The following is a 19,626-nucleotide window of genomic DNA, read 5'->3' on the forward strand; positions in this document are numbered from 1 at the left end:
CTTGCGGATTTGCGACATGTGTCGCTTGACGCGACACTAGAGCAAAGTAATGTTAAGAAGTTACTTTGCCCCGGCGGCCGCGAAAGCGGACGCCCGCGCCTGAATCAAGGCGGGACCGCGTTCCCGCCGCTGGCCGAGGGCAGCGTCAACGTTGAGAGTGTCAATTCTCAAAGGTAATCTGCTCTAGGGCCTGTTGACACTATAGAATTTTTGTTCGCCCGCAAGGAAGATAAGCCTGTTTTGAGGGAGGGTACTCTTTTGGTACTCGACCGAAAAAGCAGGTGAAATCTGACGTAGCGAGCGGGCAAAAAGGCATAGTGTCAACAGGCCCTAAAAGACAGGCGGCTCTCAGCCAGCCGCCGGAACAAGGTAACGCCGTGCCCGATTCTCTTCCCTACATCGTCCTGGTGGGTCGCCCCAATGTGGGCAAATCCACCCTGTTCAACCGTCTGATCCGCAGCAACCGGGCCATCACCCATGACAGGCCCGGCGTCACGCGAGACCGCATGGAAGGCGTGGTGCGCCGCAAGGGCCTGCCCTCCTTCGGCATTGTGGATACCGGCGGCATCACCCTGGACGCGCACGCCGCCGTGGCCGAAGGCCCCGAGGGCATCCGCGGCTTTGAGCGGGACATCCTGACCCAGGCCGAGGCCGCCCTGGCCGGGGCCGCCGCCGTGGCTTTTGTGGTGGACGGGCGTGACGGCCTTCTGCCCCTGGACGAACACTTGGCCGCGCATATCCGGCGCATGGGCCTGCCCACGCTCTGCGTGGTCAACAAGGTGGACGGCGAGGAGCGCGAGGACGAGCAGATGGCCGAGTTCCACAGCCTGGGCTTTCCCCTGCTGCCCGTCTCCGCCGAGCACGGCTACAACATCAACGCCCTGTGCGAGGATCTGGCCGCCCTGCTGCCCGAAGGCGCTGTCGAGCCCCCGGCCCCTCCGGCCCTGCGCCTGGCCATGCTGGGACGGCCCAACGCGGGCAAATCCTCCCTGATCAATGCTCTGGCCGGGGAAGAACGGATGATCGTCTCCGACGTGGCCGGCACCACCCGCGACAGTGTGGACGTACGCTTCAGCCGTGACGGGCGGGACTACGTCTTCGTGGACACCGCCGGGGTGCGCCGCCGTACCAGAATTACAGACAGCGTGGAAAAATATTCGGTCAACGCGGCCATCAAGTCCAGTACCAAGGCCGACGTGACCCTGCTCACCCTGGACGCCACCGAAGGCGTCAGCCAGCAGGACAAACGGCTCATGGACATGCTGGACACACGCAAGACTCCCTTCATGGTTCTGATCAACAAATGTGACCTGATACCGCCCGCCGCCCTGGCCGCACTCAAAAAAAACGTGACCGAAACCCTGGCCTTTTGCGGACATGTGCCCATCCTGGCGGTTTCGGCCCGGACCGGCACAGGTCTTAAAAAAATCCTGCCCCTGGCCCGGAAGATTCATGAGGAATGCCAGGTGCGCATCCCCACGGGCCGGCTCAACCGGGCCATGGAAGAGGTGCTTACCCGGCATCAGCCGCCGGTGGTCAAACGGGTGCGGGCCAAGTTCTTCTATCTTACCCAGGCCGAAACCGCCCCGCCGACCTTCGTCTTTTTCGTCAGCGACGCCGGGCGCGTGCCCGAAAGCTATACCCGTTACCTGGAACGCGCTTTGCGCAAGCTCTTCGGCATCAGCCACGCGCCCATGCGCATCCACCTGCGCTCCAGCCACAAGAAAAAGAGCTGAATGCTACGCTTTCGCGGAATGCACCGAGGCCGGACCCCGGCACAGGTGAGCGTACTGTCTGACGGCGGCGGAATGAAGCGCGGCCTGATATGAGCGGCCCGGCCGCGCGGGAATGCGGAGCCGGACCGGGCATTTTCCGCAAAGCGGCGAAAACAGCCGCTTGCGGGCGCGAAGCGCATTGACAGAATCCGCGCAATAATGCAATAGAAAGGCCTTATCTATATGCAGACTGATGACAAACCCCGCTTATGCGGTGTTTGCGCCGCCATCGGCTCGTTTTCAGGAAAACTTGCCGGGCGGAAAGGCACAAAAATCAGTCGCTTGACGACACGGCAAAGCCGTGACCTGCTTCTGGTTTTTGGTCGCGTTGACCTTGTCAACGCTCTTACGCGGAGCGCGCTCCGCACGCACATTTTTTCCGGAGGAGGGGCAGATGAAAAGAGGCATGACCTTGCTTGCGGCGATGGCTTTCTGCGTGGCGATGACCGCGCCCGCGCTGGCTGCGGACCCCATCAAAATCGGCGTCCAGGGCGCTCATTCCGGCGATCTGGCCTCCTACGGCGTCCCCAGCCTGAACGCCGCCAAGCTCGTCATTGACGACGCCAACGCCAAGGGCGGCGTGCTCGGCGGGAAGGTGGAAGTGGTCTCCCAGGACGACCAGTGCAAGCCTGAAATGGCGACCAACGCGGCCACCAAGCTGATTTCCGAAAAAGTCGCCGTGGTCATCGGCCCTATCTGCTCCGGCCCCACCAAGGCCGCCCTGCCCCTGTTCCAGGACGCCGATCTTATCGCCGTGTCCCCCACGGCCACCACGCCCGGCCTGACCGAAGACGGCAAACATCCGCTCTTCTTCCGCACCGTGGCCAACGACAACGCCCAGGCCCGCTTGACCAGCGATTTCATGCTCAACAAGCTGAAAGCTAAAAAAGTCGCCTATCTGCACGACAACGGCGACTACGGCAAGGGCTTTGCCGACAACAACCGCGTGTTTATGGAAAAGGGCGGCGCGGAAACCGTGCTTTTTGAAGCCGTCACCCCTGACGCCGTGGACTTCTCCGCCGTGGTGCGCAAGCTGCGCCGCGCCAAGCCCGACATCGTGGTTTTCGGCGGCTACCAGCCCGTGGCTTCCAAGCTGATCCAGCAGATGCGCCGCGACCGCCTGACGACCCCGTTCATCGGCCCCGACGGCGTGAAGGACGAAACCTTCCTTAAAATGACCGGCAAGGACAGCGAAGGCGTGTACGCCTCCTACCCCAAGGACACCAGCACCCTGCCCGAATACAAGAAGGCGCGTGAGGCCCACGTCAAGGCCTACGGCAGCGAACCCGGCTTCGGTTACTACAACGCCTATGCCGCCGCCCAGTGCCTGCTGGCCGCCATTGAAAAGGCGGGCGGCACGGACACCGCCAAAATCAAGGAAGTCTTGCGCACCAACCCGGTTGACACCCCGCTGGGCAAGATCAGCTTCAACGAAAAGGGCGACGCCGCCGGCATGGCGCTCTCCATCTATCAGGTCAAAAACGGCAAGTTCGTGGAGCTGGACCACAGCCTCACACTTCAGTAGCACTGGCGGGGGCGCGGGACGCCGCGCCCCCTTTTCCGCCCCGCGGCGGCGCGGCAGCCTCAGGTCTGCTCTGGCGTCCGCCGCGCGCGGCGCTTGCGCGCGGGGCATCGCCCGCGCGCGCATCAGCATTCACCAGGCAGCCGGCAGGCCGGTAATCTGGCGGGCCCATGCCCGCGCGCGGGAAAGCATGGACATCCAATTTTTCATAGAGCTCTTTTTCGGCGGGCTGACCAGGGGCAGCATCTACGCGCTGATTGCTCTGGGCTATACTCTGGTATACGGCATCATCGAGCTCATCAACTTCGCCCACGGTGAAATCTATATGCTCGGCGCGTTTACGGCCCTGCTGGTGGCCGGTGTCCTGGGCGTCTACGGCTTCCCGGCCGCGGGCATCCTGGTCGTGGCCGCGCTGGCCGCCGTGATCTGGTGCGCGGCCTACGGCTTCACCCTGGAAAAAGTGGCCTACAAGCCCCTGCGCGGCGCGCCGCGCCTTTCCCCGCTGATTTCGGCCATCGGCATGTCCATTTTCCTGCAGAACTATGTGCTGCTGGCCCAGACCTCCGATTTTGTGCCCTTTCCCCGCCTGTTGCCGGAAATGGAATTTTTGGAATACGTCAACTACGTCATGGGCCCCAGCGACTTTCTGATTCTGCTGGTCAGCACCCTGGCCATGGTGGCCCTGTCGCTCTTCATCCGCTTCACGCGCATGGGCAAAGCCATGCGGGCCACGGCCCAGAACCGCAAGATGGCCCTGCTGCTGGGCATCAACGCCGACTGGATCATTTCCCTGACCTTCATCATCGGTTCAGGGCTGGCCGCGCTGGGCGGCGTGCTGATCGCCTCGCACATGGGCCAGGTCAACTTCGGCATCGGCTTCCTCGCCGGACTCAAGGCCTTCACCGCGGCGGTGCTCGGCGGCATCGGCTCCATCCCCGGGGCCATGGTGGGCGGCCTTGTGCTGGGCCTGGCCGAGAGCTTCACCACCGGCTATTTCTCCGGCAACTATGAGGATATTCTGGCCTTCGGCATACTGATCCTGATTCTGATTTTCCGCCCCGACGGCATTCTGGGCAAAGCCAAGGTACAGAAGGTGTAGCCATGCGGCGCGTATTCAAGGCCGTGCTCACGGCAATCTGGTTCATGGCGCTGACCCTGCCGGTCATGGGCATCAAGCTCAATACGCTGGAGAACAGCGTGACTTGGCGTTTCGACCGCATTATCTGGTTGGGCGCTGGCGTTTTCGTCCTGGCCGTCATCTGGGACTGGTGTTTCTCGCGCAAGGCCAAGGGCCTGCCCCTGGTGGCTTTGCCCGAAGGCCTCGGCGCGGGCCTGCATCTCCTGGCCGGACGCCCCCGGCTCAAGGCGGGCGGGCTGGTTGTCCTGGCCCTGTTCATGCTCACCATGCCGCTGGTCAGTTCCTTTTATCAGACCAATATCATGATCTCGGCCCTGCTCTACGTCATGCTGGCCTTGGGCCTGAACATCGTGGTGGGCCTGGCGGGCCAGCTGGTACTGGGCTATGTGGCTTTTTACGCTGTGGGCGCGTATGCCTATGGCCTGCTCTACCAGTTCTTCGGCTGGGGCTTCTGGGCCTGTCTGCCCGTGGGCGGCGTGCTGGCCGTGCTTTTCGGCCTGGCCTTGGGCTTTCCCGTGCTGCGCCTGCGCGGCGACTACCTGGCCATCGTCACGCTGGGCTTCGGCGAAATCGTACGCCTGGGCCTCCAGAACTGGACCAGCCTCACCGGCGGCCCGCGCGGCATCAGCGAGATTCCCCGGCCCGGCTTTTTCGGCGTGGAAATGGACATCAACGCTTCCACCACCTATGTTTATTATCTGGTGCTGGCGGCGGTGGTCATTACCATCATCGTGATCTCGCGGCTCAAAAACTCGCGGGTGGGCCTGGCCCTGCAGGCCCTGCGCGAGGACGAGATCGCCGGTGAGGCAATGGGCATCGACATCACCCGGGTCAAGCTCTCGGCCTTTGCTCTGGGCTCCTGCTGGGCCGGATTCGCGGGCGTGATCTTCGCGGCCAAGACCACCTACATCAATCCCTCCAGTTTTACCTTCATGGAGTCGGCCATGATCCTCTCCATGGTGGTGCTGGGCGGCATGGGTTCCATCGCGGGCGTGGCCATCGCGGCCATGATCCTGATTCTGGCCCCGGAATACCTGCGCGCTTTTTCCGAATACCGCATGCTGATTTTCGGCGCGATCATGGTGATCATGATGATTTTCCGGCCCCAGGGCCTGATCAGCGGCGAGCGCCGCCGCTACAGAATCAGCGCCCTGCACGGGGCCCACAACGGAGGCCGGGCATGACGCCGGTTCTGGAAGTTTCGGGTCTTTCACAGGATTTCGGCGGGCTGCGCGCCTTGAGCGATCTGGACCTGCATGTGGACGCCAATGAGATCGTGGCCCTGATCGGCCCCAACGGCGCGGGCAAAACCACGTTTTTCAACTGCGTCACCGGCATCTACACGCCTACCGAAGGCAAGATGTATCTCTATGACGCCGACGGCGAAAAACATCTGCTCAACGGCAAAAAACCGCACAAGATCACAGCCATGGGCATGGCCCGCACGTTTCAGAACATCCGCCTGTTCAGCGACATGACCGTGCTGGAAAACGTCATGGTGGGCCGCCACTGCCGTACCCGCGCGGGCATCTGGGGCGCGCTGGCGCGCGACGGGCGAACCCGCCGCGAAGAGCAGGAAAGCATCGACATCAGCTATGCCCTGCTGGAAAGCCTGCATTTGCAGGATCTCTGGAATGAGCGGGCCCGCAACCTGGCTTACGGCGCGCAACGCCGCCTGGAGATCGCCCGCGCCCTGGCGACCGAACCGCGCATGCTGCTCTTGGACGAACCGGCCGCGGGCATGAACCCCCAGGAGACCCACGAACTGGAAATCCTGGTGCGCGGCATCCGCGACGCACGCAACCTTTCCATTTTGCTCATCGAGCACGACATGAATATGGTCATGTCTCTTTCAGACCGCATCTACGTCATGGAATACGGCTCCTGCATCGCCTCGGGCAAGCCCGGGGAAGTGCGCGCCAACCCGCGCGTGATCAAGGCCTATCTGGGAGAAAGCGATGCTTGAGCTCCGCAACGTGGACACCTATTACGGCAACATTCAGGCCCTGCGCGACGTTTCCCTGCGCGTGAACGACGGCGAGATCGTCACCCTGATCGGCGCCAACGGCGCGGGCAAATCCACGACCCTGATGACCGTCTGCGGCATCAACAGGCCGCGCCAGGGAGAAATCCTCTGGAACGGCACGCCCATCCACGAACTGCCGCCGCATGAAATCGTCTCCATGGGCATTTCCCAGGTGCCGGAAGGCCGCCTGATCTTCCCGGACCTCAGCGTGCGCGAAAACCTGGATCTCGGCGCGTTTCTGCGCCGGGACAGCCAGGGCGTCAAAGAGGATATGGACTACGTGTTCAGCCTCTTCCCCATTCTGGCCGAACGCCGTCGCCAGGCCGGAGGCACCCTGTCCGGCGGCGAGCAGCAGATGCTGGCTATCAGCCGCGCGCTCATGGCCCGGCCCAAGCTGCTTCTGCTGGACGAACCCTCCCTGGGTCTCGCGCCCATCATCATCCAGCAGATTTTTGCCATCATCCGCAAAGTCAATGCGGACGGCACCACGGTCTTTCTGGTGGAACAGAACGCCAATCAGGCCCTGCGCGTCGCTCACCGCGGCTATGTGATGGAAAACGGCCGCGTCGTCATGGAAGACACGGCCGCCAATCTGCTGCAAAGCGATGAGGTACGCAGCGCCTATCTCGGCGTATAATCCGTCCGGCGACGTTTACTCCAGCGTAAAATCCTCGGATCTGAACTTGCTGTAGAAGCGTCCGGACGCGGCGGTGAAACGCAGCACGCAATAATCCGGATCAAGCAGGCCCAGGGGATAATAGAGCGTGTCGCCCTCGCGCCAGATCATGGATTTACTCTCCAGATCCTCCAGTACCTTCATTACGCCACGAAACATCACGCCACGGAAAAAACGCCGGTCGCAGAAATAGACGCAGGCCTGCGGATTATGGCGGTATTGCCGCACGCGCAGGGACGAGGCATTGGTGGTGAAGTGGAATATCCGCAGGCCTTCCCGTTGACGCGGGGCCAGCATGGCCTTGATATTGGGAAAGCCGTCGGCATCCAGGGAGCCGATGAAAGCGGTGCTTTGCCTGTCGATAAATTTCCCCAAGGTCTGCTCGGGATTTTTCACGTTCACCTCCCAGACAGGGTTAACCATCGGACAAGGCGCTGCAACTCCGCCCAGCGGCAAAAGGCCGGGCAACCCTGGCGCAGGTCAATTGAAACTTGATACTCAAAGTTACTTTGCTCTACCCCTCCAGCACGACCGGAGCGCCCCGCAACGTCAGGCTGCCGTGGCGGATGAAGTGATCCACCAGTCCGAAAACCAGCTCGTTGCCGCAGAAATTTCCCGCCGCGATGGCCGCCTTGAACTCCGGCAGCCGGGTTTCGAAGCGCCGCAGCAATTCCGGCTCCAGGCTGAGCATGTCCGCCTGCATGCCGTAGTTCAGCCGCTCCACATAGAGGGCGTTGAAGCGCTGTTCCACCATGGCCTTGAGCGGCAGGGTCAGGATGGGTTTGCCCAGGTACAGGGCCTCGCTCATCAGGGTGTGCCCGCCGCCCTGGATCACATAGGAGCAGCCCTCCAGCAACCGCAAAAAGCCCTCTTCGCTCTTGCGCATGAAAACCACATTGCCCTCGCGGCCTTCCGTACGGTCATAACCATAGACATAACAGGTTTTGTCCGTGGCCGCGCGCAGAAAGTCCACCAGTTTCCGGTGGGTGGAATTGCTCTGATAGACCAGCACATGCCCTTCGTCGCGGGGATGGAGAGCCAGCACGCTGTCGCGCAGAATGGGCGGAGCCACGCGCGCCTTGTAGCGCGGGAGCACCGGCGGCGCATAAAAGGAAATGATCAGATTCTCCGCCGTGGGCCGGAACAGATAACGCGGAGTCAGGCCCTGCACGAAACTGTCCCACCACATATCCGGCGGCAGATTGTGGCGGCAGCAGGTGATGATGTGCTGATGGTCCAGCGTCAGGCAGGGCAGGCCCGCCTCTTCGGCGGCGCGCGGCACGAAATACTCCAGGTCGGTCATGCAGACGTCGGGCTTGAACTCGTCCATGAGCCGGAGCACCCGGTCGATATAACGTCGCCGGTGCCAAAGCAGAGGCACGGCACGGGTGACGGTGGCCCCCAGATCCACCTTGTAGTTCTTGAACACCGTGCCCAGATTGGGCAGGCGCCGGACAGGAAATTCCGGCTCCAGGATTTTCGGGGCGTCATCGTCGGCCACAAAGAGAAATTCATGGCCGGAAAGCCGACGGGCAATGGTCAGGCCCCGCATGGCGTGCCCATGCCCGGTGCCGTGAATGCCGTAAAGTACGCGCGCCATGGTGCTCCTTTCTGTCGGATTTCGCGCGCAAGCCTACCAACGCGCCACAATCCAGTCAATGCGCTTCGCGCGGGCGTGCGCCCTTGACGCCTGCGGGCCTTCTTTCTACCATTTCCGGCAACAGGCTTGAACGGCGCGCACAGCGCGCGTCCGCAAAGGAGCAATAATGGAGCGGGACTTTCAGAGCCATCCGTCCGACATCGCGCCGGTCTGCAACGTGACCATCCCGGTATTCAACCGCCCCGGCGCCACGCGGGAGACACTCCTTGCCCTGCGCCGGACCTCGCAGGAAGTGCCCTTTGACATCACCGTGGTGGACAACGGCAGCGATCCGGCCCTGGTCGGCATGCTTCTGGAGTTCCGGGAGCGCGGCGTCATCGACCACCTTTTCCTCCTGCCCCGCAACATGGGTGTGGCCTGCGCCGCCAATGTGGGCTGGGAACTGGTGCCCGCGCCCATCTACATGAAGCTGGACAATGACACGGCCATGCGCCGGACGCGCTGGCTGCCCGGCCTGCTGGCCCTTTGGCGGCACGGCAGGCCGCAATCCAATCTGGGCGGAGCCTTCAATCTGGACATGCTGCGCCGCCATCCCGGCGCAACAGCCACGCCGGAAGGCCCCTTGGGCGTGTGTCCCGGCAATCTGCCGGGGCAGGCAGTGCTGATTCCCAAAGCGGTTTCGGACGAACTGGGCTTCTGGAACGAGGAATACGGCCTTTACGGCGGCGAAGACGGCGATTACGGCCTGCGCATGAGCTGCGCGGGCTTTCCGCAGTATTACTACCACGGCCCGGATTATTTCGAAAACCTGCCCGAAGAGGACGCGCAGGCCACGTACGCCGCCAGGGGCATCGACAAGCGGCGGCTGCATCGGGAGCTGGTGGTCACGGACAACCTGCTGCCGGGCAAACTCTTTCTGAACAAAATCCTCTATGCCTCGGGGGTGCGCTCGCTGAAGCCCATGCGCCGCTATGAAATTATCGATATCGCCGACGGCTGTCGGGTCAGCGTGGCCGAGCGCGGGGAATACCGGGAATTCCGGCGGGACCTGGCCCCGCATCTGGCCGCCGTGAACCGCGGCTTCAAGGAACATCTCATGTCCTTCCGGCCGGACCCGGCCACGACGCAGGCTCTCAAAGCCGGTCTGGCGCGGCACGGTCAGGCCGGTCGCTCCGGCGGCACGCATTGAGCACGGGGCCGCGACTGTCCCGAGCGGCGGCTCCGGCGCTTGCCCTTGGCGGGAGAATCCGGCATACTTATGAAAGAGGTCATTCCAAAAATCCGTCATGAACGCACGTAAAATCCGCGAAGATCTGGGCCGCGTCAAGGCCAGTTGTCAGCGCCGCGACTTCCCGCGCGCCGTGTACCTGACCATTGCCGCCTTCAAGGAATTGGGCGGCCAAACCGCGCCCACGGACTTGCGCGGCGATTTCCGCAACGCCCTGACCGTGCTGACTTCGGACCCACAGTATAAAAAAGAATGCGGCCAGCCCCTGAACTATCAGCCGGGCAAGGAACGCGAGCTGCTCATCTTTTTCATCAAACTGTACAAGGAGCTGCGGGGCCAGGAAAATCAGGAGGATTACGAAACCACCCTCCAGCGCAAGCTCAATCTGGACCGCTGCATCAAGGAGGGCAAGCTGCTCTTGAGCCAGGGCAAGGCCTCCGAAGCCGACGCCAGCTTTGCCGAGGCCCTTAAATACTATAAAAATGAATTTTCCGTCTTTTCCATGATGGCCAGAGCCATGCTGGAAGCGGGCGAATACGTCCGCGCCTTGGGCCATGTGCGCAAAGGCCTCAAGGAACGTCCCGAAGACGCGGAATTACTCCAGCTGGCCGAGGAATGCCTGCGTCTGCGGGCCCAGGCCGGCAGATAGTCCGTCCCCCCACCTCCCTTCCTTTTCCCGCTGTTACAGCGAAGTATTTTCCGCGGTTGAAAAATTCCGGAAAAATTCCGGATAGATGGCTGTCGCGCTTGTCATAACGCTTGAAAAAGTCTAGATTTTTCATCGCTCTTACGCCCTCATACGACCTTTTCATCATCCGCAAGCGAGGCTTTGCGCATGGACGCCATCCGCTACATCCACGCGGCCGATCTGCATCTGGACACGCCCTTTCAGGGCCTTTCGCGCGAGACCGCCCAAGGCGGGCATCTGGCGCGCCTGCTGCATGAAGCCACCTTCACGGCCCTGGAGCGCCTTTTCCGCTTCTGCGAGGCTGAAAAGCCCGATTTTCTGGTGCTGGCCGGCGATATCTACAATCAGGAAAATCACAGCGTCAAAGCTCAACTCAAGTTGCGCGACGGCTGCGAGCGCCTGAACAGACTGGGCATCCGCGTATTTCTGGCCCACGGCAATCACGATCCGCTGGATTCGCGCCTCAACGCCGTGGAATGGCCGGACAACGTCACGGTCTTCGGCCCGGAGCCGGAACGACATGCTCTGGAAAAAGACGGCCGACCGCTGGCCGTTATTCACGGCATCAGCCATGCCCGTGCCAGGGAGGGCCGCAATCTGGCCCGCTTGTTTGAACGCGATGCTCGGTACGACTGCTTCCAGTTGGGCGTGCTGCACTGCACGGTGGAGGGCGAGAGCAAGGCCGACCGCTATGCCCCCTGCTCACTGGACGATCTTAAAGCCGGAGGCCTGGACGCCTGGGCACTGGGCCACGTGCATGAGCGCCGCCTGCTCTCGGAAGCGCCCTTTATCGCCTATCCCGGCAATGCCCAGGGCCTGCACGTCAATGAGCCGGGCCCACGCGGCTGCCTGCTGGTCACGGCCGTTCCCAAGGGTGGTTCCTACGCCTGCTCTTCCACATTTCTGCGTCTGGGGCTCGTGCAGTGGGAGAAGCTGGACCTGGACCTGGACGGCGTGGACCATCTGGACGAGGTGGAGCGCCGCCTGAACCAGTGCCTGGAGAGCGCGGCGGAAGCCGCCGATCCCGGCTGCGAGGCCATTATGGCCCGCGTAACCATGAGCGGACGCACCAGTCTGGACGCCCTGCTGCGCGACGCGGCCAATCAGGAGGATCTGGCCGAACGACTGCGCCATCTGAGTTCGGGCACGCCGGGAGTCTGGCTCAAGGACCTGCGGGTGGAAACCCGCTCCCTTACGGAACGCTCCGAATATCTGCAGCGCGAGGACCTGCTGGGCGAAGCCATGCGTCTGGCCGAACGCATGCGCGAAAACCGGGAAGCCCTGCAGAAAGTGGCCGGTCCGGCCCTGGAGCCGCTGTTCGGGCACAACCGTCTGCGCAAGGTGCTGGCCCAGCCCGACGAGACGCAAATGCAGGCCCTGCTGCAGGAGGCCGAACGCCTCTGCATGGATCTGCTGGAGGTCCGCTGATGTATATTGAATCCTTCCGCATCGACGGCTTCGGCATCTTTTCCGGCGTGCAGGTGGAGAATCTGTCGCCGGGTCTGTCCATTTTTCTGGGCCGCAATGAAGCGGGCAAATCCACCTGCCTGGAATTCCTGCGCTCCATGCTCACAGGCTACCCCGATCCCCGCAGCCGCGAGGCCAAGCGCAGCTATGCGCCTCTGCGCGGCGGCCAGGCCGGAGGCAGCCTTGTGCTGCGCGCGGACGAGCGGGAACCCCTGCACCTGACGCGGCGGCCGGGCTCGGGCGGCGGCATGCTGACCCTGAGTGAGGCGGACGGCGGCATGCTGCCGCCGGAACTGTTGCGGCAACTGCTCTTCGGCGTCAGCCGCGAGGTCTACCGCAATGTCTTCGGATTCAGCCTGAGCGAACTGGAGAGCTTTGAAAGCCTGAGCGCCGAGGGCGTGCGCAACGCCCTGTACGGCGCGAGCTTCGGCCCCGGCCTGCGCGCGCCCGGCGACGCGCTGAAAATCCTGGAGCGGCAGGCCGAGGACATTTTCAAGAGCGGCGGCAGCAAACCGGCGTTGAACGCGACCATCCGCCAGCTGGAAGAACTGCGCGGCAAAATCGAGGACGTGGCCGCGGAATGCGCGGGCTTCGACGGCCTGGCCCTGGAGCTTTCGCGCAAAAAAACAGCTCTGGCCGATCTGCGCCGCCATAAAAGCGAACTGGAAGAGGAACGCCGCCTGCTGGAGCGCCGTCTGGGCGTCTGGCGGCAATGGGACGAATGGCGCATGGCCGGTGTCCGGCTGGAACGCCTGGCCCCGGTGAGCGAAAGCTTTCCCGAAGACGGCCCGGCGCGCCTGGCCCGCGCCCAGCAGGCCCGCGAAACCTGCGAACGCCAGTTGGCCGCGCACCGGGAAAAACTGGCCCGCCTGCGCGAGCGGCGCGACGCCGTGCAGGTGGATCAGGCCCTGCTGGATGCCCTGCCCGAACTGCGCCGTCTCTCCGAGCGCAAGAGCGGTTACCGCCAGGCCCAGAGCCTGCTGTCCGGCCAGGAAGACAATTGCCGCCGGGCCGAGGCGGATCTGAACCGTGAGCTGACCCGTCTGGGACCCGGCTGGAGCTGCGAGCGCATCCGGGGCACGGACCGCTCTCTCTTTGCCCGAGAGGATCTGGAAAAACAGGCCCGCGAAATGGCCGCCGCGGATTCCGCCCATCAGGCCTCCGTGGACGCCCTGACCAAGGCCAACCGCGACGTGGAAAGCGCCGAGCGGGACGTGGCCGCGGCCCGGAGCGCTCTGGCCATGCTGCCCGCGCCCGTGGCCGCCCTGGGCGACGAGGCCCGTGATGATCTGCGCCAGACCCTGGCCCGGCTGGAGGAAGGCCGCCGCCAGTTGCCGGGCCGCCAGCGCGCTCTGCACAACGCGCGCACCACATTTGCACGGGCCTATGACCCTCTGCGCCTCGCGGCCCCAAGCGGGACATCCGGCAATGGCGGCAACGGCGGAACTTCCGGTCACAACGGACCGCGCGAGATTCTCGACGGCCTGCTGGCCCGTCAGGAGGAAGCCCTGGCATTGGCCGGCGAGGTACAGGAACGCCTGCGCGAAGCGGGCGAAGCCACCCAGGCCGTACAGCAGGCCGGAGAACAGGTGGACGCGGTCAAAAACCGCATGGAGGAATTGCGCGAGGCCCAGCGCAACGCCAGCGGCCCCAGCCGTGAGGCCCTGGACGCCCGCGCGGCGGCTCTGCGCTCTCTGCGGACTCTGTCGGCCGGTATGGCTACGGAGCGCGAACGCCTCCAGGAGCTGGACAACAGAATCAACAGCGAACAGGCCCCCTCGCCGGTCAAAAGCCTGCCGCTGATCGTGGTGGGCGCGGCGCTCATCGCCACGGGCATGGGCATTCTGCTGGCTTACTGGCGCTGGGGCCTGACCAGCTTCCCGCTTACGGACGCGCTGGCCCTGCCCGTCAGCCTCTGGTCCGGCTACCTGGTACTGGCCTGCGGCGTGGGATTTCTGGCCGGGGGCCTGCCGCGCAGCGGTCCCGAAGCCAAACGCCATCAGCGGGAAATGGCGCAATTACAGAGCCGACGCGAAGCCAGCGCCCTGCACGTGGCCGAACTGGGCGAGCAGGCCCGCCAGCTCTGCGCCGCGGCGGGCGTGGAGAGTATGGATCTCGTTACCCTGGAAGCCACGGAAATGCTTCTGGAGCGCGAACGCGAGCAGTGTTTCAATGAAGAACGCTCCCGGCGGGACATGGAAACGCTGCAGCGCGAAATGGGCCTGGCCAAGACTCAGGTGGGCGTTCTGCAGGGCAAGGCCCACGAAATGGAAGGCGCGGTCCAGCGGACCCGCCGCCGCTGGCATGAACTCATGCTGGCCCTGCGCGTCAGCAATGTGCCTTCGCCGGAAAGCGCGGCCGCTTTTTTCGCCAGGGCTGAATCCGCCCGTCTGGCTTTTAGCGGCGTGGCCGCCGCCGAAGCTGAACTGCGCGCCCTGGAGGATGATCTTCGCGCTCTGGAAGAACGCATGCGCGCCGTGCCCGCTGTTGCCGAACGCCTGACGGAAGAGGCGGACAGCGCCGCTCTGGTGGAATGCGTGCGCCAGGTGCTGGAATCCTGCCGCGAAGCCGACGCCGCGCGTGAACAGCGTATCAAGGCGACGGCGGCCCTCCAGAATCATGAAAGCGAGCTGGAACGAGCCCAGAACCGCCAGAACGAGGCCTCGGAACACTTGCGTACGGTGGAAGAACGCCTGGGAGCGGCCCGCGAAACCTGGAGCCGCTGCTTGCAGGGGCTCGGCCTGGGCGAGGGTCTGGACCCGGAAACCGTGCGCGAAGCCTTCAAGTACATGGAAAACTGCCTGGCCGCCGAGTCGGCTCTGGAGCGCGCACGTACCGAACTGGCGCAAGGCCGGGCGGAACTGGCGGCCCTGCGCGAACCGTTGGCCGCCCTGCTGGCCTCCCTGTCGCGGGATCCGCTTCAGGATGCGGACGCCGCTCCGGACTGGCTGGCCAGTCTGGACGCCGCCCTGGCCGCGGCCGAGAGCATGGCCCAGGCCCAGGACGAGCGCGCCCGCCTCTCCGGCCTGCTGGCCGAAGAAGAAGACGACGTGCGCGCGGGTGAGGCGGCCCTCGGCGAAGCCCGCAACAATGAGCGCAATCTGCTGGCTCTGGCCGGGGTGCGGGACGCCGAGGACTTTTTACGTCTGGCCGCCCTGCGCGACGAGCAGCGGGATCTGGGCCGCCGCCGCCAGGACCTGGAGGACGCCCTGCGTCTGGCCGCCGATACCCTGCCCTTGCCGGAATTTCTGGCCTCCTTCCGGGAAGAGGAACAGGAGAGCCAGGAAAAACGCAGCGCCGCCATTCAGGAAGAGCTCAACGGCATTCAGGACGAGGAACAGGATCTGGCCACCGCCGTGGCCGGTCTGAGCGCCAAGGTCACGGCCTTGGCCCGGACCGACGATCTGGCGGAACTGCGCCAGCAGGAAGCGCTGCTGCTGGAAAGCATGGAGCGCATGGCCCTGGCCTGGAGCCGCCGAGCCTTGGCCCGCGAAATCCTGCTCAACGCCAAGCGCATTTTTGAGCGCGAGCGCCAGCCGGAGGTCATCCGCCAGGCCTCGGACATCTTCGCCCGCATCACGGGCCGCCGCTGGCGGGGCATCAGCGCCTCGCTGGAAAATTCGAGTCTGAGCATCCTGCCCGACCAAGGGGAGCCGGTGCCGCCGGAAGCCCTGAGCCGGGGTACGCAGGAACAGGCCTATCTGGCCCTGCGCCTGGCCTACATCAAAAATCACGCGGCCCATGCCGCGCCCCTGCCCGTGATCATGGACGAGGTGCTGGTCAACTTCGATCCGGAGCGGGCCGAGCGTACGGCGCGAGCCTTCGCGGAACTGGCCGACGGCAGGGAAAGCCCGGCTCATCAGCTGCTCTACTTCACCTGCCAGCCGCATATGGTGGATGTGCTGCGCGCCGCCGCGCCCGGCGCGCCCCTGTTCAAGGTGGAAAGCGGCGGCATCACGGCGGGATAAGCCGCAAGCCCCAAAATAACAAAACACGGGCCGGTCGCATATGCGACCGGCCCGCTTTTTATGCCCGCATGCGCTGCCTCGCCGCCCTGTAGTGGGCCCTGCGCCGGACATTGCGGCGGTGCAGGATCTGCCGTGCCTGGGTAAGCAGATAGACGCCGGACAAAATGCCCCCGGCGCCGAAGCATTCCTGCCAGTAAAAATCCTCATTCAGCACGATCACACCCGCAGCCACGCCCACCAGGGGCATGATGTTCAGGAAAACGGCGGCCAGGCTGGCCCCGACCATCTTGACGCCGAGGTTCCAGAAAACCATGGCGCAAACTCCGCCCATCCAGATGATGTAGGCCATATAGGCCATGCCCGCCGGGGACAGCGGCGCGTAGTGCAGTTCATCCGTGACCAGGCCGTAGACCAGGGTGGTCAGCGCCCCGAACACGCCGGCCCAGGCCGTGGTGCCCAGTGCCGAAAGGTGGTGCATGACCCGGAAGCCGATCAGCATATACGCGGCCCAGCCCAACTGGGCGAAGAAAAAAAGCAGGTCGCCGTAATTGAAGGAAATCCGCAGCAGGATCGCCAACGAACCCTTGCTGATGAGCACCAGGACGCCCAAAAGGGAAATAATGATGCCCAGCCACTGGATGGGCAAAAGCCGCTCACGCAAAAAAAACACGGCCAGCAGGGCCGTGACCGCCGGCGTGGTGGAGGCAATCAGGGTAGCATTGCCCACAGTGGAATACTGCAGGCCGGTGAACTGGGCCACATTGTTCACGGCCACGCCGCACACGCCCATGCAGAAAAGCGGGAAGAGCGCCGGCAGTGGGGGCAGCAAAGGCGTTCTGTGCCGCCAGCGCATGATCAGAAAAATGGTGGCGCTGATCAGCACGAAGCGTACCACGGTCAGGCTTACCGGCGTTATTTCCCGCACGGCCAGTTTGATGAACAGCGGCTGGATGCCCCAAATGGCGGCGGTCAGGGCCAGAAGGCCGTAAAATTTTCCCACTGCTTGTCGCCGTCGGTTCATGCTCTGCTCTCGAGGTAAGAAGGATCGGCGCATTTTGCGTCAAATTCCACGCAAATGCCATCTGTGTTTGCAAGAATTTTTTGAAAACGAATTTCATTTCTATTGACAGCAATCCCGGCGTATGCCAAAGTCAGCCATCCAAAACGCAACGCGGAGAAAAAATATGGATTCTGCCTGCACAGCCGTGCAATCTCTGGATGTCAGCCACAGATTCAGCCATGACAATCTTCATATCTGTTTTACTTCCCGTTTTGATCCACCGCAAGCCGATGTTTTGATAAACCTCCTGCAACAATATTATCAATCATGCAAGCGTATATTTATTGATGTTCGTGAAGTTAAACAGCCAAATCCTGCCGCAGTAGCCATACTCAAGACTGCTTTTCTGCGTGCATCATATGCTCCGCAACAAATTGTTTTCAAGGGCAACAGCGGCTTTGCGCTGGCGATCAGCGGCAACAAGGTGCTGCTTGTGCCGGAAAAGAAGCCTGAAGGGCACGTCTGCCGGGGTAACTGCGCGCACTGCCGGTGCGGGCACAAGAAAGCGCACTCCGAATCCCGGACCGCGTAATATCCGCCCTGGAAAGATTGGGGCTTTTCCAGGGCGGGTTGTGGGAAATAATCGTTGTTACATTTTAAAAAATCGTGTTATTATCATGAAACGCAACAACGCCGCCGGCTCCGGGCAGCCAAGGGAAGCACCGGAAGGCGGGCGGCATAAACCATAGCCCTGAGGAGAGAGGCATGAGCAAAGAAAGGAAAAATCCGGGAAGGTTCAAGAAGCGGTGCATGGTGGTCCTGCTGGCCGCCGGCCTGTTCCTGGGCGCGACGGGGAGCGCCAAGGCCATTGACTTCAAGGTCAGCGGCGAATGGCTGGTGGGCTTTGGCGTGGGCGACTCCAATCTGACCAAGCACACCCAAGACACCAAAGGCGGCCCGAAGACCAAGTCCAACAGCAATGACGACTTCGCCGCGGGCCAGCGTCTGCGCCTGCAATTGGACGCCGTGGCCTCCGAAGCCCTGTCCGGCACGGTCTTCTTTGAAATCGGCGACCAGACCTGGGGCAAAGCCGACGAAGGCGGCGCGTTGGGCGCGGACGGCAGCAACGTCATCAAGCTGAAAAACGCCTACATCGACTGGGTGGTGCCCCAGACCGACCTGAAGTTCCGTATGGGCCTCCAGGCCATAACCCTGCCCAATGTGGCCGGCGGCTCGGCGGTCATGGATGCCGATGCGGCGGCCGTGGCGGCCAACTACCAGTTCAATGAAAACGTGGGCCTCACCGCTCTCTGGATGCGCCCGGTCAACGACAACTTCGGCGGTTGGGAAGACAGCAACGGCAATACCCGTGAGTCCAATTACCTGGACAACATCGACCTCTTTGCCCTCAGCCTGCCCCTGAAATTCGACGGCATTGAACTCACGCCCTGGGCCATGTACGGCATGATGGGCAAGAATGCGCTGGACGGCAACGACGGCGCTGACGAAAACGGAACTTGGCGCAACGACGGCAAAACCTACGTGGGCGATCCGTGGGGCACGGCCGACGGCAACCTCGCCTATACTCTGACCGGCGCCTATCCCGGTTTCAACGGCAGCACCTTGGGCAAAACCAGCAAAGCCTACGGTTCCATGTTCTGGGCCGGTCTGCCCATTGCCATCACGGCCCTGGATCCCTGGAACTTCGAGCTGGATCTGAATTACGGCTATGTGGAAGGCATGGGCCGCTTTGATGTCTATAAACGCGGTACCGACCTGCTGCACGGTGACAGCCAGCGTCAGGGCTGGCTGGCCAAGGCCCTCATCGAATACAAAATGGACTGGGGCACGCCCGGCATTTTCGGCTGGTATGCTTCGGGTGACGACGGCAATGTGAAAAACGGATCCGAGCGGATGCCCTCCGTGTCCGCCTCCGGCAACTTCACCTCCTTCATGGGCGACGGCAATCTGGCCTGGGCTCCCAACGACGAGTGGTACGACCGCGATCTGGGCTACGCCGGTACCTGGGGCATCGGCCTGCAACTGAAAGACATGAGCTTTGTGGAAGATCTCAAGCATACCTTCCGCGTAGCCTACTGGGGGGGCACCAACGCGCCCTCCATGGTCAAATATATGGCCAGCGCCTCTTCCTGGAGCGACGGCTACGGCACCAATGACGGCCCGTACCTGACCACCAACGACGGCCTGCTCGAATTCAACCTGGTCAACTCCTGGCAGATTTACGAAAACCTGGAAGCCAACCTGGAACTGGGCTACATCGTCAATATGATGGACAAGGACACCTGGGAAAAGGACGGCTACTACGGCGGCGCGGGCAACGGCGCCTTTGAAAAACAGGACGCCTGGAAAGCCCAGCTCGTCTTTGCCTACACCTTCTAGGCTCAGCCCTCATTAAAACGCCGTCCGCGAAAAGCTGCATTTTTTCGGGCGGCAAGGCGCAAAGGAGAAATCGGGCGAAGCCGTATTGAACATACCGCGAGGTCGATTTCTTTTTTGCAACGCAGCCGCACGGAAAAA

General features: G+C 63.0%; 15 protein-coding genes. 12 read left to right on the forward strand and 3 right to left on the reverse strand.

The window, feature by feature from the left end; all coding sequences use genetic code 11:
* The first annotated feature begins 377 nt into the window (after positions 1–377).
* The 6 genes from der (at position 378) to KH208_RS11875 (ending at position 7,098) form a co-directional block, all read left to right on the forward strand.
* Positions 378–1,736 (forward strand): ribosome biogenesis GTPase Der, encoded by a 1,359-nt coding sequence (der, locus tag KH208_RS11850; RefSeq protein WP_291436539.1) that lies wholly within the window; start codon positions 378–380, stop codon positions 1,734–1,736.
* A 433-nt stretch (positions 1,737–2,169) separates the two neighbouring features.
* A complete protein-coding gene (locus KH208_RS11855; RefSeq protein WP_291436541.1) occupies positions 2,170–3,300 on the forward strand; it encodes a branched-chain amino acid ABC transporter substrate-binding protein in 1,131 nt (376 codons plus the stop codon).
* 187 nt (positions 3,301–3,487) lie between these two features.
* Entirely contained in the window at positions 3,488–4,396 is a 909-nt protein-coding gene (locus tag KH208_RS11860) for a branched-chain amino acid ABC transporter permease LivH (protein ID WP_291436543.1), read from the forward strand.
* Between the two features lie 2 nt (positions 4,397–4,398).
* Entirely contained in the window at positions 4,399–5,619 is a 1,221-nt protein-coding gene (locus KH208_RS11865) for a branched-chain amino acid ABC transporter permease (protein ID WP_291436544.1), read from the forward strand.
* A complete protein-coding gene (locus KH208_RS11870) occupies positions 5,616–6,401 on the forward strand; it encodes an ABC transporter ATP-binding protein (RefSeq protein ID WP_291436546.1) in 786 nt (261 codons plus the stop codon). The genes KH208_RS11865 and KH208_RS11870 overlap by 4 nt, the downstream gene beginning before the upstream one ends.
* The gene (locus KH208_RS11875; RefSeq protein WP_291436549.1) at positions 6,394–7,098 is read left to right on the forward strand and encodes an ABC transporter ATP-binding protein; all 705 of its coding nucleotides are present in this window, start codon (positions 6,394–6,396) and stop codon (positions 7,096–7,098) included. The genes KH208_RS11870 and KH208_RS11875 overlap by 8 nt, the downstream gene beginning before the upstream one ends.
* Positions 7,099–7,113: 15 nt before the next feature.
* On the opposite strand, the gene KH208_RS11880 is transcribed toward KH208_RS11875, so the two are convergent.
* Together KH208_RS11880 and KH208_RS11885 are read right to left on the reverse strand one after the other, a co-directional pair.
* On the reverse strand, positions 7,114–7,533 hold the full coding sequence (locus KH208_RS11880) for a pyridoxamine 5'-phosphate oxidase family protein (protein WP_291436551.1): 420 nt from the start codon (positions 7,531–7,533) through the stop codon (positions 7,114–7,116).
* 118 nt (positions 7,534–7,651) lie between these two features.
* Positions 7,652–8,737 carry a glycosyltransferase family protein gene (locus tag KH208_RS11885; RefSeq protein WP_291436552.1) on the reverse strand — a complete coding sequence of 362 codons (1,086 nt, stop codon included), beginning with the start codon at positions 8,735–8,737 and terminating at the stop codon, positions 7,652–7,654.
* 166 nt (positions 8,738–8,903) lie between these two features.
* Between KH208_RS11885 and KH208_RS11890 the strand changes: the two genes are divergently transcribed.
* From KH208_RS11890 to KH208_RS11905, 4 genes are all read left to right on the forward strand, one after another.
* Complete coding sequence (locus KH208_RS11890; RefSeq protein WP_291436554.1) at positions 8,904–9,926, forward strand: glycosyltransferase; 1,023 nt, start codon at positions 8,904–8,906, stop codon at positions 9,924–9,926.
* Positions 9,927–10,023: 97 nt separating this feature from the next.
* A complete protein-coding gene (locus KH208_RS11895; protein ID WP_291436556.1) occupies positions 10,024–10,614 on the forward strand; it encodes a tetratricopeptide repeat protein in 591 nt (196 codons plus the stop codon).
* 186 nt (positions 10,615–10,800) lie between these two features.
* Positions 10,801–12,081 carry a DNA repair exonuclease gene (locus KH208_RS11900; RefSeq protein ID WP_291436558.1) on the forward strand — a complete coding sequence of 427 codons (1,281 nt, stop codon included), beginning with the start codon at positions 10,801–10,803 and terminating at the stop codon, positions 12,079–12,081.
* On the forward strand, positions 12,081–16,088 hold the full coding sequence (locus KH208_RS11905) for an AAA family ATPase (protein WP_291436561.1): 4,008 nt from the start codon (positions 12,081–12,083) through the stop codon (positions 16,086–16,088). The genes KH208_RS11900 and KH208_RS11905 overlap by 1 nt, the downstream gene beginning before the upstream one ends.
* Positions 16,089–16,146: 58 nt before the next feature.
* Here KH208_RS11905 and KH208_RS11910 read toward each other — a convergent pair whose 3' ends face one another.
* A complete protein-coding gene (locus tag KH208_RS11910) occupies positions 16,147–17,088 on the reverse strand; it encodes a DMT family transporter (protein WP_291436563.1) in 942 nt (313 codons plus the stop codon).
* Positions 17,089–17,272: 184 nt separating this feature from the next.
* Here KH208_RS11910 and KH208_RS11915 point away from each other — a divergent pair, with 184 nt between their 5' ends.
* Together KH208_RS11915 and KH208_RS11920 are read left to right on the forward strand one after the other, a co-directional pair.
* A complete protein-coding gene (locus KH208_RS11915) occupies positions 17,273–17,680 on the forward strand; it encodes a squalene cyclase (protein ID WP_291436566.1) in 408 nt (135 codons plus the stop codon).
* 173 nt (positions 17,681–17,853) lie between these two features.
* Complete coding sequence (locus KH208_RS11920; protein WP_291436568.1) at positions 17,854–19,488, forward strand: outer membrane homotrimeric porin; 1,635 nt, start codon at positions 17,854–17,856, stop codon at positions 19,486–19,488.
* The last annotated feature ends 138 nt before the right edge of the window (positions 19,489–19,626 follow it).

Origin of the sequence: Desulfovibrio sp. (assembly GCF_018379785.1) — a bacterium.
In the GTDB taxonomy this organism is placed as follows: Bacteria; Desulfobacterota; Desulfovibrionia; order Desulfovibrionales; family Desulfovibrionaceae; genus Desulfovibrio.

Coding starts and splice junctions, on each gene's coding strand:
- KH208_RS11875 (WP_291436549.1), top strand. CDS start 6,394: ATGCTTGAGCTCCGCAACGTGGACACCTATTACGGCAACATTCAGGCC.
- KH208_RS11905 (WP_291436561.1), top strand. CDS start 12,081: ATGTATATTGAATCCTTCCGCATCGACGGCTTCGGCATCTTTTCCGGC.
- KH208_RS11915 (WP_291436566.1), top strand. CDS start 17,273: ATGGATTCTGCCTGCACAGCCGTGCAATCTCTGGATGTCAGCCACAGA.
- KH208_RS11860 (WP_291436543.1), top strand. CDS start 3,488: ATGGACATCCAATTTTTCATAGAGCTCTTTTTCGGCGGGCTGACCAGG.
- KH208_RS11900 (WP_291436558.1), top strand. CDS start 10,801: ATGGACGCCATCCGCTACATCCACGCGGCCGATCTGCATCTGGACACG.
- KH208_RS11870 (WP_291436546.1), top strand. CDS start 5,616: ATGACGCCGGTTCTGGAAGTTTCGGGTCTTTCACAGGATTTCGGCGGG.
- KH208_RS11865 (WP_291436544.1), top strand. CDS start 4,399: ATGCGGCGCGTATTCAAGGCCGTGCTCACGGCAATCTGGTTCATGGCG.
- KH208_RS11890 (WP_291436554.1), top strand. CDS start 8,904: ATGGAGCGGGACTTTCAGAGCCATCCGTCCGACATCGCGCCGGTCTGC.
- KH208_RS11885 (WP_291436552.1), bottom strand. CDS start 8,737: ATGGCGCGCGTACTTTACGGCATTCACGGCACCGGGCATGGGCACGCC.
- KH208_RS11855 (WP_291436541.1), top strand. CDS start 2,170: ATGAAAAGAGGCATGACCTTGCTTGCGGCGATGGCTTTCTGCGTGGCG.
- KH208_RS11920 (WP_291436568.1), top strand. CDS start 17,854: ATGAGCAAAGAAAGGAAAAATCCGGGAAGGTTCAAGAAGCGGTGCATG.
- KH208_RS11895 (WP_291436556.1), top strand. CDS start 10,024: ATGAACGCACGTAAAATCCGCGAAGATCTGGGCCGCGTCAAGGCCAGT.